The 14,073-nt window shown below is 69.8% G+C and carries 14 protein-coding genes; 13 read left to right on the forward strand and 1 reads right to left on the reverse strand.

The annotated features are described in order from the left end of the window. Positions 1-242 precede the first annotated feature (242 nt). The 5 genes from purS (at position 243) to ACWDTS_RS15395 (ending at position 3,755) form a co-directional block, all read left to right on the forward strand. On the forward strand, positions 243-488 hold the full coding sequence (gene purS, locus ACWDTS_RS15375) for a phosphoribosylformylglycinamidine synthase subunit PurS (protein ID WP_072809682.1): 246 nt from the start codon (positions 243-245) through the stop codon (positions 486-488). Beyond that, positions 485-1,159 carry a phosphoribosylformylglycinamidine synthase subunit PurQ gene (gene purQ / locus ACWDTS_RS15380; RefSeq protein ID WP_197253387.1) on the forward strand — a complete coding sequence of 225 codons (675 nt, stop codon included), beginning with the start codon at positions 485-487 and terminating at the stop codon, positions 1,157-1,159. Before purS ends, purQ begins: the two co-directional genes overlap by 4 nt. A gap of 132 nt (positions 1,160-1,291) precedes the next feature. After that, entirely contained in the window at positions 1,292-1,732 is a 441-nt protein-coding gene (locus tag ACWDTS_RS15385; RefSeq protein WP_450111769.1) for a nuclear transport factor 2 family protein, read from the forward strand. Positions 1,733-1,987: 255 nt separating this feature from the next. Next, positions 1,988-2,338 carry a VOC family protein gene (locus tag ACWDTS_RS15390; RefSeq protein WP_197253384.1) on the forward strand — a complete coding sequence of 117 codons (351 nt, stop codon included), beginning with the start codon at positions 1,988-1,990 and terminating at the stop codon, positions 2,336-2,338. Between the two features lie 106 nt (positions 2,339-2,444). Continuing rightward, complete coding sequence (locus tag ACWDTS_RS15395; RefSeq protein WP_450118537.1) at positions 2,445-3,755, forward strand: M18 family aminopeptidase; 1,311 nt, start codon at positions 2,445-2,447, stop codon at positions 3,753-3,755. A 25-nt stretch (positions 3,756-3,780) separates the two neighbouring features. On the opposite strand, the gene ACWDTS_RS15400 is transcribed toward ACWDTS_RS15395, so the two are convergent. After that, entirely contained in the window at positions 3,781-4,203 is a 423-nt protein-coding gene (locus ACWDTS_RS15400; RefSeq protein ID WP_420753145.1) for an Rv2617c family stress response/phage resistance protein, read from the reverse strand. A 98-nt stretch (positions 4,204-4,301) separates the two neighbouring features. Between ACWDTS_RS15400 and ACWDTS_RS15405 the strand changes: the two genes are divergently transcribed. The 8 genes from ACWDTS_RS15405 (at position 4,302) to purM (ending at position 13,730) form a co-directional block, all read left to right on the forward strand. Continuing rightward, positions 4,302-4,982, forward strand: a complete 681-nt coding sequence (locus ACWDTS_RS15405; protein ID WP_450110374.1) for a helix-turn-helix transcriptional regulator — start codon at positions 4,302-4,304, stop codon at positions 4,980-4,982. A 73-nt stretch (positions 4,983-5,055) separates the two neighbouring features. Then, positions 5,056-5,679 carry a Uma2 family endonuclease gene (locus ACWDTS_RS15410; RefSeq protein WP_450118538.1) on the forward strand — a complete coding sequence of 208 codons (624 nt, stop codon included), beginning with the start codon at positions 5,056-5,058 and terminating at the stop codon, positions 5,677-5,679. Between the two features lie 65 nt (positions 5,680-5,744). Then, positions 5,745-8,024 carry a phosphoribosylformylglycinamidine synthase subunit PurL gene (purL, locus tag ACWDTS_RS15415; RefSeq protein WP_248673584.1) on the forward strand — a complete coding sequence of 760 codons (2,280 nt, stop codon included), beginning with the start codon at positions 5,745-5,747 and terminating at the stop codon, positions 8,022-8,024. A 2-nt stretch (positions 8,025-8,026) separates the two neighbouring features. Continuing rightward, positions 8,027-9,799, forward strand: coding sequence for an alpha/beta hydrolase (locus tag ACWDTS_RS15420; RefSeq protein WP_450118539.1), 1,773 nt, complete (start codon positions 8,027-8,029; stop codon positions 9,797-9,799). Further along, positions 9,796-10,434, forward strand: coding sequence for a CPBP family intramembrane glutamic endopeptidase (locus tag ACWDTS_RS15425; RefSeq protein WP_450118540.1), 639 nt, complete (start codon positions 9,796-9,798; stop codon positions 10,432-10,434). The genes ACWDTS_RS15420 and ACWDTS_RS15425 overlap by 4 nt, the downstream gene beginning before the upstream one ends. A gap of 11 nt (positions 10,435-10,445) precedes the next feature. Then, positions 10,446-10,835, forward strand: coding sequence for a sterol carrier family protein (locus tag ACWDTS_RS15430; RefSeq protein ID WP_197253370.1), 390 nt, complete (start codon positions 10,446-10,448; stop codon positions 10,833-10,835). A gap of 80 nt (positions 10,836-10,915) precedes the next feature. Then, on the forward strand, positions 10,916-12,505 hold the full coding sequence (gene purF / locus ACWDTS_RS15435; RefSeq protein WP_450118541.1) for an amidophosphoribosyltransferase: 1,590 nt from the start codon (positions 10,916-10,918) through the stop codon (positions 12,503-12,505). Between the two features lie 151 nt (positions 12,506-12,656). Continuing rightward, positions 12,657-13,730 carry a phosphoribosylformylglycinamidine cyclo-ligase gene (gene purM / locus ACWDTS_RS15440; RefSeq protein WP_197253366.1) on the forward strand — a complete coding sequence of 358 codons (1,074 nt, stop codon included), beginning with the start codon at positions 12,657-12,659 and terminating at the stop codon, positions 13,728-13,730. Positions 13,731-14,073: the final 343 nt, after the last annotated feature.

The following is a 14,073-nucleotide window of genomic DNA, read 5'->3' on the forward strand; positions in this document are numbered from 1 at the left end:
TGTGAACGTGTTGTGGGCGATGCTCCGCGACGAGGCGGTCTACCAGCCCGCGTCTACCGTCGCGGCGGCTTGACAACTTCATTGAGATTCCTCCTTTTGTGTGGACACTCCTCCTTTATACCCCCTGGGGGTATATCTGTGAAGTGCGTCGACCGGTGCCCGGTGTTCGAGGCCCTCCCGGTAAACTGCTGTTCGTCCGGTGTCCGTCCCCGGGCGCCAGCACTACTACCGAGGAGCAGCACGTGGCTCGTGTCGTCGTCGAAGTCATGCCCAAGGCCGAGATTCTCGACCCCCAGGGCCAGGCCATTGTCGGGGCGCTGTCGCGGCTGGGCTTCCCGGGCGTATCCGATGTCCGCCAGGGGAAGCGCTTCGAGCTCGAGATCGACGGCAGCGTCGACGACGCCGAGCTCGAGAAGATCGCGGAGGGTCTGCTCGCCAACACCGTGATCGAGGACTGGACGGTGCGCCGGATCGACGGTGAAGCATGAGCCGCATCGGAGTCATCACCTTCCCGGGCACGCTCGACGACGTCGACGCGGCCCGCGCGGTCAAGCTCGCCGGCGGTGAGGCCGTGAGCCTGTGGCACGGCGACGCCGACCTCAAGGGTGTCGACGCGGTCATCGTGCCCGGCGGCTTCTCCTACGGCGACTACCTGCGTTGCGGCGCGATCGCGCGCTTCGCGCCCGTGATGGGCAAGGTCGTCGAGGCGGCCAAGGGCGGCATGCCGGTGCTGGGTATCTGCAACGGCTTCCAGGTGCTGTGCGAGGCGGGCCTGCTGCCCGGCGCACTCACCCGCAACGAGGGCCTGCACTTCATCTGCCGCGACCAGTGGCTCAAGGTCGAGTCGAACTCGACCGCATGGACCTCCCGCTACGAGGCCGGGGCCGAGATCCTCGTTCCCCTCAAGTCCGGGGAAGGCCGCTACCAGGCGTCGCAGGAAGTGCTCGACGAACTCGAGGGCGAGGGTCGCGTCGTGTTCCGGTACGCCGGCGACAACCCGAACGGCTCGCAGCGCGGAATCGCCGGCATCGCGTCGGCGAACGGTCGCGTCGTCGGCCTGATGCCGCACCCCGAGCACGCCACCGAGCCGCTCACCGGCCCCAGCGACGACGGCCTCGGCATGTTCTACAGCGTTCTGGACGCGGTCGTCTCCGCCTGACCGACCCCGGCGCCACGGTGATGGGTGCCTCCCTGTTGCTCGACGACAGGGAGGCACCCATCGCTCGTTCCGGGGCCGAAATGTCTCCGCGGAAATGTTCCTCTCCTGTATCGAATGTCTTATTCTCGCCTGATGGATGTGCAGGCCGTTCACGACAAGCTCGAGATCAAAGAGCTGCTCTACCGCTACGCGCGGTCCGTCGACACGAAGGACTGGGAGGCGCTCGCCTCGGTCTTCACCGACGACGCGCACCTCGACTACAGCTCCGTCGGGTATCCGCCGGGGTCGCGCGACGAGGTCGTCGCGATCCTGTCCCGCGCGCTCGACGCGGTGCCCATGACGCAGCACTTCATCAGCAACATCCAGATCAGCCTCGACGGCGACCGGGCCGACGTGACCGCGATGTTCTACAACCCCATGCAACTGCCCGGAATGGACGCGCTGTCGTTCTGCGGCGGCAACTACCACCATCGCGTCGTGCGCACCGCCGACGGCTGGAAGAGCGAGCACCTGGTCGAGGAGAACCTCTGGTTCGTCAACCCGCCCGCTCGGCAGAACGCTCGGCAGAACTAGAGATCCCGAGACAAGGACGAGGGGCTCCGTCGCTGTCCCGATCAGCGGCAAAGCCCCTCGTCCCGAGTGTCCGGGAGCCGACCCCCCGATCGGGTCCCGGATCGATACCGGAATCCTCCCCCAAGGCGCGGTATCGATGATCATTCTGCCCGCTTCACCCACCAGTTTCCTGAGTAGGAATACGCATCTTTGTGGTGTTTCCTTGTGGCGGTCCCAGGCGCCACAAAGGCACACGGGAAGCGTTAGCTTCACTGCATGGCACTCAGCATCGGCATGATCACATTCGACAGCACCGATCCCGGACCGCTCGCCACCTGGTGGGCCGAGCAGACGGGCGGGCGCATCGACCAGGACAACGGTGGATTCTTCTACATCGTCGCCCTGCCGGACTCGCCGCAGCGGCTCGGCTTCCAGAAGGTCGCCGACCCCACGCCGGGCAAGAACCGCGTCCACCTCGACCTCGGCACCGAGAACCTCGACGACGAGGTCGCGCGGCTCGTGGCCGCCGGTGCGACCGAGGTGCATCGCGAGGACATGGGCGCGTTCCGCTGGGTGACGCTGACCGACCCGGACGGCAATCACTTCTGCGTCGCCTCCGGTCACTGAATATTTGCCGGTGTTGCGTTGTGGCGGTCCCAGGCGCCACAACGCAGCACCGGAAGCGGCAGCTTCACCTGGTGTGGATTCCTCGCGGTGGTGCGAGGATGCAGGAATGTCTTCTCTCACACGCGCCGACGCCCAGGGGCTGTGCAATTTCGTCGACCTGTCACCGTCACCGTTCCACGTGTGCGCGACCGTCGCGGCCATGCTCGCCGACGCCGACTTCGACGAACTGGCCGAGACGCAGCCCTGGCCGACCGAGCCCGGGCGGTACTACGTGATCCGCGGTGGCTCGCTCATCGCGTGGACCACCGAGGGGGAGGGCGCGACGGACGCGTCCGGCACGACCCGGCCGTTCCGGATCGTCGGCGGGCACACCGACAGCCCCAACCTTCGGGTCAAGCAGCATCCGGACCTGGTGTCGGCCGGCTGGCGGACCGTCGGCCTCGAACCGTACGGCGGGGCGTGGCTGAACTCGTGGCTGGACCGCGACCTCGGTGTCTCCGGCCGCCTGACGGTGCGCAACGGCGGGACCGCCTCGGACGTGCTCGTGCACGTCGACGACCCGATCCTGCGGGTTCCGCAGCTCGCGATCCACCTGTCGGAAGACCGCAAGGGCGTGCAGCTCGACCCGCAACGCCACGTGAACGCCGTGTGGGGCGTGGGTACCGAACCGCGGTCGTTCATCGGCTATCTCGCCGACCGGGCCGGGGTGGCCGCGGACGCGGTGCTCGGCTGGGAACTCATGACCCACGACCTGGCGCCGAGTTCGCTGGTCGGGGTGGACGGCGATCTGGTCAGCGCACCGCGCCTGGACAACCAGGGCACCTGCTACGCGGGCGTGCACGCGCTGCTCGCCGCGGCCGAGCACGTCGTCCGGAACCCGGGCCCGTCCCCGATGCTCGTGCTGTTCGACCACGAGGAGGTCGGCAGCATGTCGGACCGCGGGGCGTTCTCCGACCTGTTGAACTCGGTGCTCGAGCGGATCGTGCTCGCGCGCGGCGGTGGTCGCGAGGAGTTCCTGCGCACCCTGGCCGGGTCGATCGTCGCCTCCGGGGACATGGCGCACGCGACGCACCCGAACTATGCGGAGCGGCACGAGCCGTCGCACCGGATCGAGGTGAACGGCGGACCGGTGCTCAAGGTCAACCAGAACCTGCGGTACGCGACGGATGCGGCCGGCGCCGCGGCGTTCGCCCTGGCCTGCGACCAGGCCGGGGTGCCGCTGCAACGCTACGTGCACCGCGCCGACCTGCCGTGCGGTTCGACGATCGGGCCGATCACCGCGTCGCGCACCGGGCTGACCACGGTCGACGTGGGCGCCCCGCAGCTCGCGATGCACTCGGCCCGCGAGCTGATGGGCGCCGCCGATGTCGGCTCCTACGCGGACGCTCTGGCCGCCTTCCTGACGCCGGCGGCCTGACCGATCCGGTCCGGCCGGATCGGGCTCACGTCCGGCGGTGGTACGCGACCGCGAGTCGTGCGAGTGCCACGGCTCCGACGAGCAGACCGAAATCGCGCAGCGCGATGTCGTAGTAGCCGGAGTAGGTCAGCAGGTTGACGATGATCCCGGCGAGCCATGCGGCGACGACCCAGGCTCCGATCCGGGGTGCGACGGCGACGAGGATGCCGGCTGCGATCTCGATGACACCGACGAGGTACATGGCCTGCTGCGCGGTGCCGGGGAGGATGTCGTCGATCCACGTGGCCAGGTAGCCGGGCCAGTCGGTCAGCAGGTTGGTGAACTTGTCGAGCCCGAACAGGATCGGGGCGACGGTGAAGACCGTGCGCAGTGCCAGAAACGCCTGATAGCCGGGGTCGTGGAGGTCTGCGCGCGCGGTGATCGCGGTGGGGGATGAGGTGGTGGACATGACGGGTCTCCCTCTGTCCGAGTTCTAAAAACTATCTGCACTGATTTTAGAATCGGCGGCGACATTTAGTCAACGAAAATCGGTTTTACAATCGAGGGATGGACCGCGCGCAGCAATCGGGGATCGCCGCCCTCGCGGCACTCGGCGAACCCGCCCGGAGCCGGCTCTACGACTACGTCGTGAGCCGTCGCGAACCGGTGGGACGCGACGAGGTCGCCGCCGCCCTGGGTATCGCCCGCACGACCGCCGCCTTCCATCTCGACCGGCTCGTCGAAGAGGGGTTGCTCGAGGTCGAGTTCGCCCGCCGGAGCGGGCGCGCCGGGCCGGGAGCCGGACGCCCCGCGAAGCTGTATCGCCGGGCCGCGCGACAGATCGACGTGACTCTGCCCGCGCGGCGATACGAACTGGCGGGCCGGTTGCTGGCGGACGCCGTCGACGAGTCCGACCGCACCGGCGAATCGCCGCGCGCGATCCTGTCGCGGCGCGCGACCGAACTGGGCCGGCGGATCGGGGAGGACGCCGCCGGCGAGCGGACGACCGAGGTCCTCGCGGACCACGGATTCGAACCGCTCGACGACGGGGACGCCATCCGCCTCGGAAACTGCCCGTTCCATGCGCTGGTCGACGGGCACACCGACCTGGTGTGCGGTATGAACCTCGACCTGCTCACGGCACTGCTCGACGGCCTGGGCGACCGCACCCTGCGCGCGTGCCTGGATCCCGCGCCGGGTTTCTGCTGCGTCCGATTGGTGCCGTCCGACCGGATCGACCCCGCCTAAGGCCCACGTGGAGCCGTCCGCGATGCGAGACTGAGTGCACCTTCCCGCCGAGGACGAACGGTGGTGATCGATGATGAGCGGTCCGTCGTTCCCCGACCATCTGCTGACGGTCGACGAGTGGGCGGCCCTGCCCGAGTACGAGCGCTACCGGCTCGAGCTCTGCGAAGGGGTCCTCGTCGTGACCCCGCACCCCGGATACCTGCACCAGCACGTCACGTTCGCACTGGTCGACGCGCTCGCCGAGCAACTCCCCGACGAGCTGTGCGTCCTCGGCGACGTCGAGGTGCTGCTCCCCGGCGAGCCGCCGACGGTCCGCTGCCCCGACGTGATCGTCGTCGACCGGGCCCTCGTCGAGGCCGATCCGGACCGTGCGACCGCCGCCGATGTGCGGCTCGTGGTCGAGGTGACGACCGCCGGAAGCGGGCGGACCGACCGGGTCACGAAGTTCTCCGAATACGCGGAGAGCGGGATTCCGCAGTACTGGATCGTCGATCTCACCGAACCGGCCGTGCTCGCGGCGTTCACCCTCGAAAACGGGTGGTACCGATTCGACGGCGAACAGGCGGGAACGATGACGCTGCCCGTGGCCGGTCGTGACGTGACCGTGGACCTGGAAGCGCTCACCCTCACGCGGGCGAACGCCCGCGGCGTGTCCGCCGACGCACCGGTGGCACCCGATGACGGTCCCCCCCGATAGACTGGCCGCGGCAGTGCGCGCCCGGCCTGCCGTTTCGATCCCAGAGTGAAGGGACCCGACGCCCAGTGTCACCGCAGGTGGATACCGTCACCCACGCCGCCGAGACTTCCGATCTTGCTCAGCCGTACGCCGAGCTGGGTCTGAAGGACGACGAGTACGCCCGCATCAAGGAGATCCTGGGCCGCCGTCCCACGGACGCCGAACTGGCGATGTACTCCGTGATGTGGTCCGAGCACTGCTCCTACAAGTCGTCGAAGGTCCACCTGCGCTACTTCGGGGAGACCACCACCGACGAGATGCGTTCCTCGATGCTGGCCGGCATCGGCGAGAACGCCGGTGTCGTCGACATCGGCGACGGCTGGGCGGTGACCTTCAAGGTCGAGTCGCACAACCACCCCTCGTACATCGAGCCCTACCAGGGCGCGGCCACCGGTGTCGGCGGCATCGTCCGCGACATCATGGCGATGGGTGCGCGCCCGATCGCGGTCATGGACCAGTTGCGTTTCGGTGCCGCGGACCATCCCGACACCCGCCGCGTCGTCGACGGCGTGGTGCGCGGTGTCGGCGGCTACGGCAACTCCCTCGGCCTGCCCAACGTCGGCGGCGAGACCGTGTTCGACGCCTCCTACCAGGGCAACCCCCTGGTCAACGCGCTGTGCGCGGGCGCGATGCGCGTCGAGGACCTGCACCTGGCGTTCGCGTCCGGCACCGGCAACCGCATCATCCTGTTCGGTGCCCGCACCGGCCTCGACGGCATCGGCGGCGTCTCCGTCCTCGCGTCCGAGACGTTCGACGACAGTGCCGGCGGCCGCCCGAAGAAGCTGCCGAGCGTGCAGGTCGGCGACCCGTTCACCGAGAAGGTGCTCATCGAGTGCTGCCTCGACCTGTACCGCGAGAAGCTGGTCGTCGGCATTCAGGACCTCGGCGGCGCCGGCCTGTCCTGCGCGACCTCCGAGCTCGCCGCCGCCGGTGACGGCGGCATGCGCATCCACCTCGACCGGGTCCCGACCCGTGCGAAGGGCATGACCCCCGCCGAGGTGCTGTCCTCCGAGTCGCAGGAACGCATGTGCGCGGTCGTCGCGCCCGAGAACGTCGAGGCGTTCATGGCGGTCTGCAAGAAGTGGGACGTGCTGGCGACCGACATCGGTGAGGTCACCGACGGCGACCGCCTGGTTATCACCTGGCACGGCGAGACCGTCGTGGACGTGCCGCCGCGCACCGTCGCACACGAGGGCCCGGTCTACGAGCGTCCCGTGCAGCGTCCGGACTCGCAGGACGCGCTGATCGCCGACACCACCGCCGGCCTGAAGCGCCCGGAGACGGCCGACGAACTGAAGGCCACGCTGCTGAAGATGCTCGCGTCGCCGGCGCTGTGCAGCCGCAAGTGGATCACCGAGCAGTACGACCGCTACGTGCGCGGCAACACCGTGCTGGCGGAGAACGCCGACGCCGGTGTGGTCCGCATCGACGAGGAGACCGGCCGCGGTATCGCCCTGGCGACCGACGCGTCGGGCCGCTACACCCAGCTCGACCCGTACGCGGGCGCGCAGCTCGCGCTCGCCGAGGCGTACCGCAACGTCGCCACCACGGGCGCGACCCCCAAGGCCGTGTCCAACTGCCTCAACTTCGGTTCGCCGGAGGATCCGGCCGTGATGTGGCAGTTCCAGCAGGCGGTGCGCGGCCTCGCCGACGGATGCGCCCAGCTCGGCATCCCGGTGACCGGCGGCAACGTCAGCTTCTACAACCAGACCGGCTCGACCGCGATCCTGCCGACCCCGGTCGTCGCGGTGCTCGGCGTCATCGACGACGTGCATCGTCGTATCCCGACCGGCCTGGGCCTCGAGCCCGGCGAGACGCTCATCCTGCTCGGCGAGACCCGCGACGAGTTCGACGGATCGATCTGGGCGCAGGTCGAGCACAACCACCTCGGTGGTGTGCCCCCGAAGGTGGACCTCGAGCGCGAGCGGCTCATCGCGGAGATCCTCGTCGCCGGTTCGCGCGACGGCCTGATCTCGGCGGCCCACGACCTGTCCGAGGGCGGCCTCGCCCAGGCGGTCGTCGAAGCGGCGCTCGCCGGTGAGACCGGTTGCCGGATCCTGCTTCCCGAGGACGCGGACCCGTTCGTCACGCTGTTCTCCGAATCCGCCGGCCGGGTGCTGGTCGCGGTGCCGCGCACCGAGGAGTCCCGCTTCACGGGGATGTGCTCGGCGCGCGACCTGCCGTGGGTGCGGATCGGTGTCGTCGACGAGGGTTCGGATTCCGTGGAGGTGCAGGGTCGGTTCGCGGTGACCCTGGCCGAGCTGCGAGAGGTCTACGAGGGCACTCTTCCCGCTTTGTTCGGGTAGCCATGGCCAGTACCCAGGTCGATCGGTTGGCGTTGATCGAGGCTCGCCAGGGCCGGGTCATCGCCGCGGTCACCGATTTCGGTGACCGTCACCCCCTCACCGCGCGGGTGTGGGGGTGGCTGAGCCTGGATTTCACCGGTATCGCCTTCGCGGCGTTGTTCTTCTGCTGGTCGCTGTCGCCGTCGCTGCTGCCGCGCGACTGGTTGTTCCAGGGTCTCATCGGCGGTATCAATGCGGCGATCGGCTACGGCGTCGGATGTGCGGTGGGCTGGGCCGTCTACCGGTTCGTGTTGTCGTGGGCGCGTTGGTGGCCGCCGCCGATCCCCGTGCTGCGGGCGATCAAGGTCGCGGTGCCGGTCGCCGCGATCGTCGCGTCTCTGATGGCGTTGGTGTTCTCGGCGGTCCAGCAGCGTCAGCTCGCGGCGCTGATGGGCGCGGAGGGCACGACGACCAGCGGCTACCTGCGCACCCTGGCGCTGGCGCTCGCGGTCTCCGGCCTGCTCGTGGCCCTCTGGCGCGGTCTGCGCGACATCGGCAGATGGATTGCGTGGCAACTGATCCGGCGTCACCTTCCGGCCGGTCTCGCGCGCACCCTCGGCGTGCTCGTGGTCGTGCTGGTGACGGCCATGCTCATCGACGGCGTCCTGATCCGGGGGGCGTACGCGATCGTCAACTCCGCGTTCAGCATCCAGGACGCCGAGACCCGGCCCGGTGCCGTCCAGCCGATGAACCCGGAGAAGTCCGGCAGTCCCGAATCGCTGGCCCCGTGGGACACCCTCGGTTTCGAGGGGCGCAACTTCGTCTCCCGCGGACTCCACGCCGGCGAACTCGAAGCCGTCAACGGCACCCCCGCGAAGGAACCCATCCGCGTGTACGTCGGGCTCGGCACCGCCGACACCGTCGAGAAACGCGCGGACCTGGTGATCGACGAACTCGAACGCACCGGAGCCTTCGACCGCAAGGTGCTGGTGATCATCCCGACGACCGGTACGGGCTGGGTGAACCCCACCGCCGCGCAGGCCATGGAATTGGTCCACAACGGCGATCTCGCGATGGTCGCGTGGCAGTACTCGTTCCTGCCCAGCTGGATCTCGTTCCTCGCCGACCGGGACAAGGCCGCCGAAGCGGGCCGGATCCTCGTCGACCGTGTCCACGAACGCTGGCTCGCCCAGCCGCCCGACCGGCGACCCGAGCTGTACGTCTACGGGGAGAGCCTCGGAACCCAGTCGGGGGAGGGGGCTTTCGACACCCTCGCCGACATCCGCGAGACCGTGGACGGGGTGCTGTGGGTGGGGCCGCCCAACGCCAACCGGCTGTGGCATCAGCTCGTCGATCGCCGCGACCCCGGCACGCCCGAGGTGCAGCCGGTGTACGCCGACGGCATGGTCGTGCGGTTCACCGACGACGCGGAAGACCTCGACAACCCGCCCAGCCCGTGGTTGAACCCGCGCGTGCTGTACATCCAGCACGCGTCCGACCCGGTGGTGTGGTGGTCGACCGACCTGCTGTTCACACGGCCCGACTGGCTGTCCGAACCCCCCGGGCCGGACCGGCTGCCGCAGATGCGCTGGTTCCCGATCGTCACGTTCTGGCAGGTTTCGGCGGATCTGACGAACGCGGCCGGCGTACCCGACGGGCACGGCCACAACTACGGCACCGAGGTGCTCGACGGATGGGTCGCGGTGACCCAGCCGGAGGGCTGGACCTCCACCGACACCGAACGGGTGCGGTTCGCGCTCGAGGCGCTCGCCGGCACCCAGGGGCCGGAGAAGTGACCCGCTTCGGCCTCGTGGGACCGGCTGTCGCGGCGGGAGCGGTCGTGTGGAGCGCGACCCTGCCGTCGGCACCGCTCGGCGCGCACGGGCGGACGTGGGCGTCGGCAGGGGTGGGGGTGTGCGCGGTGGTCGCCGCCCGCGCGTCGGGCATGAACCGCACCGAGCTGGGGCTCGACCCCGCCCGCGTCCCGTCCGGATTGCGCTGGGGCGGTGCGGTCGCGGCGGCGGTCCTCGGTGGCTACGCGCTCGCCCTGACCGTGCCCGCAGTGCGCGACCGGATCGCGGACTCGGCCGGAGCCGGCCGCGACGACTTCTGGACCTGGATCACGTTGCACATCCCGGTGGGGACCGTGCTCGCGGAGGAACTGCTGTTCCGCGGGGTGCTGACCCCGCTGGTGAGCCCCGCGGTGCACGCCACCGCGTTCGGGTTGTGGCACGTGCGACCGGCGAGGATCGCGGGGGACAGCGTCGCCGGGACGGTCGCGGTGACCGGCCTGGCCGCGCTCGGTTTCGACTGGTTGCGCCGACGCAGCGGCAGCGTCCTCGCGCCCGCCCTCGCGCACCTGGCGATCAACACCGGGGGAGCGGCCGCGGCACGTCTGATGGGGACCCGGCGCCGCCTGCGCGTGTCCTAGGCTGCCTACCCGTGGCACCCCGCAAACCCGTCGACCCCGCCGAACTCAGAGACGCCCTGCTCCGGGTCGCGCCGTGGCTGCGCGGCGAAAGCGACGACCGGCCGGCGCGGGCGGATCTCGCCGCGGCGGTCCGGCTCAGCGCGCGCACCCTCGAGCAGGTGGCGCCGGGAGCCAGCGTGGAGGTACGGGTACCGCCGTTCGTCGCGGTGCAGTGCATCGAGGGGCTGCGGCACACCCGCGGCACGCCGCCGAACGTCGTCGAAACCGAGCCTCGCACCTGGCTGCTGCTCGCGACCGGTCTGCTCGGATACGACGACGCGGTCGCGTCCGGGAAGCTCGATGCGTCCGGGAGCCGGGCCGCGGAGATCGCGCACTGGCTGCCGCTGATGCGGGTCGTGTGACGAGTCCCGGATAGGGGTTACCGGAACCTGCTCGTAGAATGGGTATGCCCCGCCCTTGTCCAGCCCCAGGGAGCACCCCGGTGACCAGTGCCGATCTGTCGGTCCACACTCGCAATCTTCTCGCCTCCGACGAACCCGAAAACGAGCCTCGCGAGGAGTGCGGCGTCTTCGGAGTCTGGGCTCCCGGCGAGGACGTGGCGAAGCTCACGTACTACGGCCTCTACGCGCTGCAGCACCGCGGTCAGGAAGCGGCCGGCATCGCCGTCGCGGACGGCTCGCAGGTGCTCGTCTTCAAGGATCTCGGACTGGTGAGCCAGGTGTTCGACGAGCAGACGCTCGCCGCGATGCCCGGCCACATCGCCGTCGGCCACTGCCGCTACTCGACGACCGGGTCGACGACCTGGGAGAACGCCCAGCCGATCTTCCGGACGACCGCCGCCGGCACCGGTGTCGCGCTCGGCCACAACGGCAACCTCGTCAACACCGCGGAACTCGCCCAGCGGGCCCGTGAACTGGGCATCATCGACCCCGCCCGGCCCGGTGCCGCGACCTCCGACTCCGACATCGTCGGTGCGCTCCTCGCCCATACCGTCGCCGAAGGCACCCTCGAGCAGGCCGCGATGAAGCTCTTCCCGAAGCTGCGCGGCGCGTTCTGCCTGACCTTCATGGACGAGCACACCCTGTACGCGGCGCGCGACCCGTGGGGCATCCGCCCGCTGTGTCTGGGCCGCCTCGACCGCGGCTGGGTCGTCGCGAGCGAGACCGCGGCCCTCGACATCGTCGGCGCTTCATTCGTCCGCGACATCGAGCCCGGTGAGCTGCTCGCGATCGACGCCGACGGCGTGCGGTCGTCGCGGTTCGCGAACCCCGAGCCCAAGGGCTGCGTCTTCGAGTACGTCTACCTCGCCCGTCCCGACTCCACGATCGCCGGCCGGTCGGTGCACGCGACGCGCGTCGAGATCGGCCGTCGTCTCGCGAAGGAACACCCGGTCGACGCGGATCTGGTGATCCCGGTGCCCGAGTCCGGGACACCCGCCGCGGTCGGCTACGCGCAGGGTTCGGGCGTGCCCTACGGGCAGGGCCTGATGAAGAACGCCTACGTGGGCCGCACCTTCATCCAGCCCAGCCAGACGATCCGTCAGCTCGGTATCCGGCTCAAGCTCAACCCGTTGCGCGAGGTGATCCGCGGCAAGCGGCTCGTCGTCGTCGACGACTCGATCGTGCGCGGCAACACCCAGCGCGCCCTGATCCGGATGCTGCGCGAGGCAGGGGCTCTGGAGATCCACGTGCGGATCGCGTCCCCGCCGGTCAAGTGGCCCTGCTTCTACGGCATCGACTTCGCCTCCCCGGCAGAGCTGATCGCCAACGGCAGCGGCACCCGCGACGACGCCGCGCACGTCTCCGAACACGACTTCGACGAGATGGTCGAGATGGTGCGCCGCTCGATCGGCGCCGACTCGCTCGGCTACATCTCCATCGACGGCATGATCGGCGCGACCGAGCAGCCCGCCTCACGGTTGTGCGCGGCCTGCTTCGACGGTCGCTACCCGATCGCGCTGCCGAAGGAGCACGCCGTCGGCAAGGACGTCCTCGAGGGCGTCGTCGACATCGAATCGGATACCCCTACGGTCCTCGACAACGACAACGCGGACGCGTTGAGCCGTCCCTGAGGTCCGGACTTTTCTCTCCTCGCGCACCGACGGTCCCGGCCGGTCCGGTACCGTAGGTGCGCGGCCGGCTGCTTTCGGCGTGCACACGCGCGTCCGAACGACGGTGCCGGCACACCTGTTCACCACAACTCGAGGCTGGAGCCGACAACCCATGACCGAGGACACAACCCCCGGAGCTTCCTACGCAGCGGCGGGCGTGGACATCGAGGCAGGCGACCGAGCCGTCGAACTGTTCGCGCCGCTCGCGAAGAAGGCGACCCGACCGGAGGTGCTCGGCGGCCTCGGTGGATTCGCGGGCCTGTTCGCGCTCAAGGGTGACTACAAGGAGCCCCTGCTGGCGTCGTCCACCGACGGGGTCGGCACGAAGCTCGCGGTCGCGCAGGCGCTCGACAAGCACGACACCGTCGGTCTCGACCTCGTCGCGATGGTCGTCGACGACCTGGTCGTGTGCGGCGCGGAGCCGCTGTTCCTCCAGGACTACATCGCCGTCGGCCGGGTCGTTCCGGAGCGGGTCGCGGAGATCGTCGGCGGTATCGCCGAGGGCTGCATCCAGGCCGGTTGCGCGCTGCTCGGCGGCGAGACGGCCGAGCATCCCGGTGTGATGGCGGACGGCGACTACGACCTGTCCGCGACCGGTGTCGGTGTCGTCGAGGCCGACAAGCTGCTCGGCCCCGACCGGGTCCGTCCGGGCGACGTGGTCATCGCCATGGGCTCCTCGGGTCTGCATTCGAACGGCTACTCGCTCGCCCGCAAGGTGCTGCTCGAGATCGGCAAGATGAGCCTGACGGCGCACGTCGACGAGTTCAGCCGCACGCTCGGCGAGGAACTGCTCGAGCCGACCCGCATCTACGCCAAGGACTGCCTGGCGCTCGCCGCCGAGACCGAGGTCCGCACGTTCTGCCACGTCACCGGTGGTGGCCTCGCCGCGAACCTCGCGCGCGTCATGCCGAAGGGCCTCGTCGCCGAGCTGGACCGCACGACGTGGAGCCCGGCGCCGGTGTTCGGGATGATCGCCCAGCGCGGTCGCGTCGAGCGCGCCGAGATGGAGAAGACGTTCAACATGGGCGTCGGCATGGTCGCGATCGTCGCGCCGGAGGACGTCGACCGGGCCCTGGCCGTGCTCACCGCCCGGCATATCGACTGCTGGACCCTCGGTACCGTCCGCAAGGCGCAGGACCAGGACGACGTGCGGGCCGTGCTGCTCGGCGACCACCCGCGGTTCTAGGGCATGTCTCCCAATCCCCATTTCGGCGCACCCGTCGCCCAATCGCCGCCCTGCTGCGTTGTCGTCGGCGCCGATACAACCCCGGTATCGGCTTCTCCTCCGCCTTGCAGGACGACGATTGTTTCGCCAGGTGCATCCGAGAAGGATTAGGAGACACGCCCTAGCCGGATCGGCTTCCAAGCACAGCACTGCGCCCGGGCCACCTGGATGGCCCGGGCGCAGTGCTTTGTGCTCAGGTGCGTGGCTGAGATCCCGGTACCGGGGAGCATCCGCGCCGACGGGTGCGGAACCCGGACGACGCACCGTGCGCGGGTGCGTCGTGCGCCAGTAAGGGGAGCCGGTG

It is taken from the genome of Rhodococcus sp. NPDC003383 (assembly GCF_053589115.1).

What these genes read in the sequence shown, in the direction of transcription:
- purQ (WP_197253387.1), top strand. Translation starts at nt 485, where the DNA reads ATGAGCCGCATCGGAGTCATCACCTTCCCGGGCACGCTCGACGACGTC.
- ACWDTS_RS15385 (WP_450111769.1), top strand. Translation starts at nt 1,292, where the DNA reads ATGGATGTGCAGGCCGTTCACGACAAGCTCGAGATCAAAGAGCTGCTC.
- ACWDTS_RS15390 (WP_197253384.1), top strand. Translation starts at nt 1,988, where the DNA reads ATGGCACTCAGCATCGGCATGATCACATTCGACAGCACCGATCCCGGA.
- ACWDTS_RS15395 (WP_450118537.1), top strand. Translation starts at nt 2,445, where the DNA reads ATGTCTTCTCTCACACGCGCCGACGCCCAGGGGCTGTGCAATTTCGTC.
- ACWDTS_RS15400 (WP_420753145.1), bottom strand. Translation starts at nt 4,203, where the DNA reads ATGTCCACCACCTCATCCCCCACCGCGATCACCGCGCGCGCAGACCTC.
- ACWDTS_RS15405 (WP_450110374.1), top strand. Translation starts at nt 4,302, where the DNA reads ATGGACCGCGCGCAGCAATCGGGGATCGCCGCCCTCGCGGCACTCGGC.
- ACWDTS_RS15410 (WP_450118538.1), top strand. Translation starts at nt 5,056, where the DNA reads ATGAGCGGTCCGTCGTTCCCCGACCATCTGCTGACGGTCGACGAGTGG.
- ACWDTS_RS15420 (WP_450118539.1), top strand. Translation starts at nt 8,027, where the DNA reads ATGGCCAGTACCCAGGTCGATCGGTTGGCGTTGATCGAGGCTCGCCAG.
- purM (WP_197253366.1), top strand. Translation starts at nt 12,657, where the DNA reads ATGACCGAGGACACAACCCCCGGAGCTTCCTACGCAGCGGCGGGCGTG.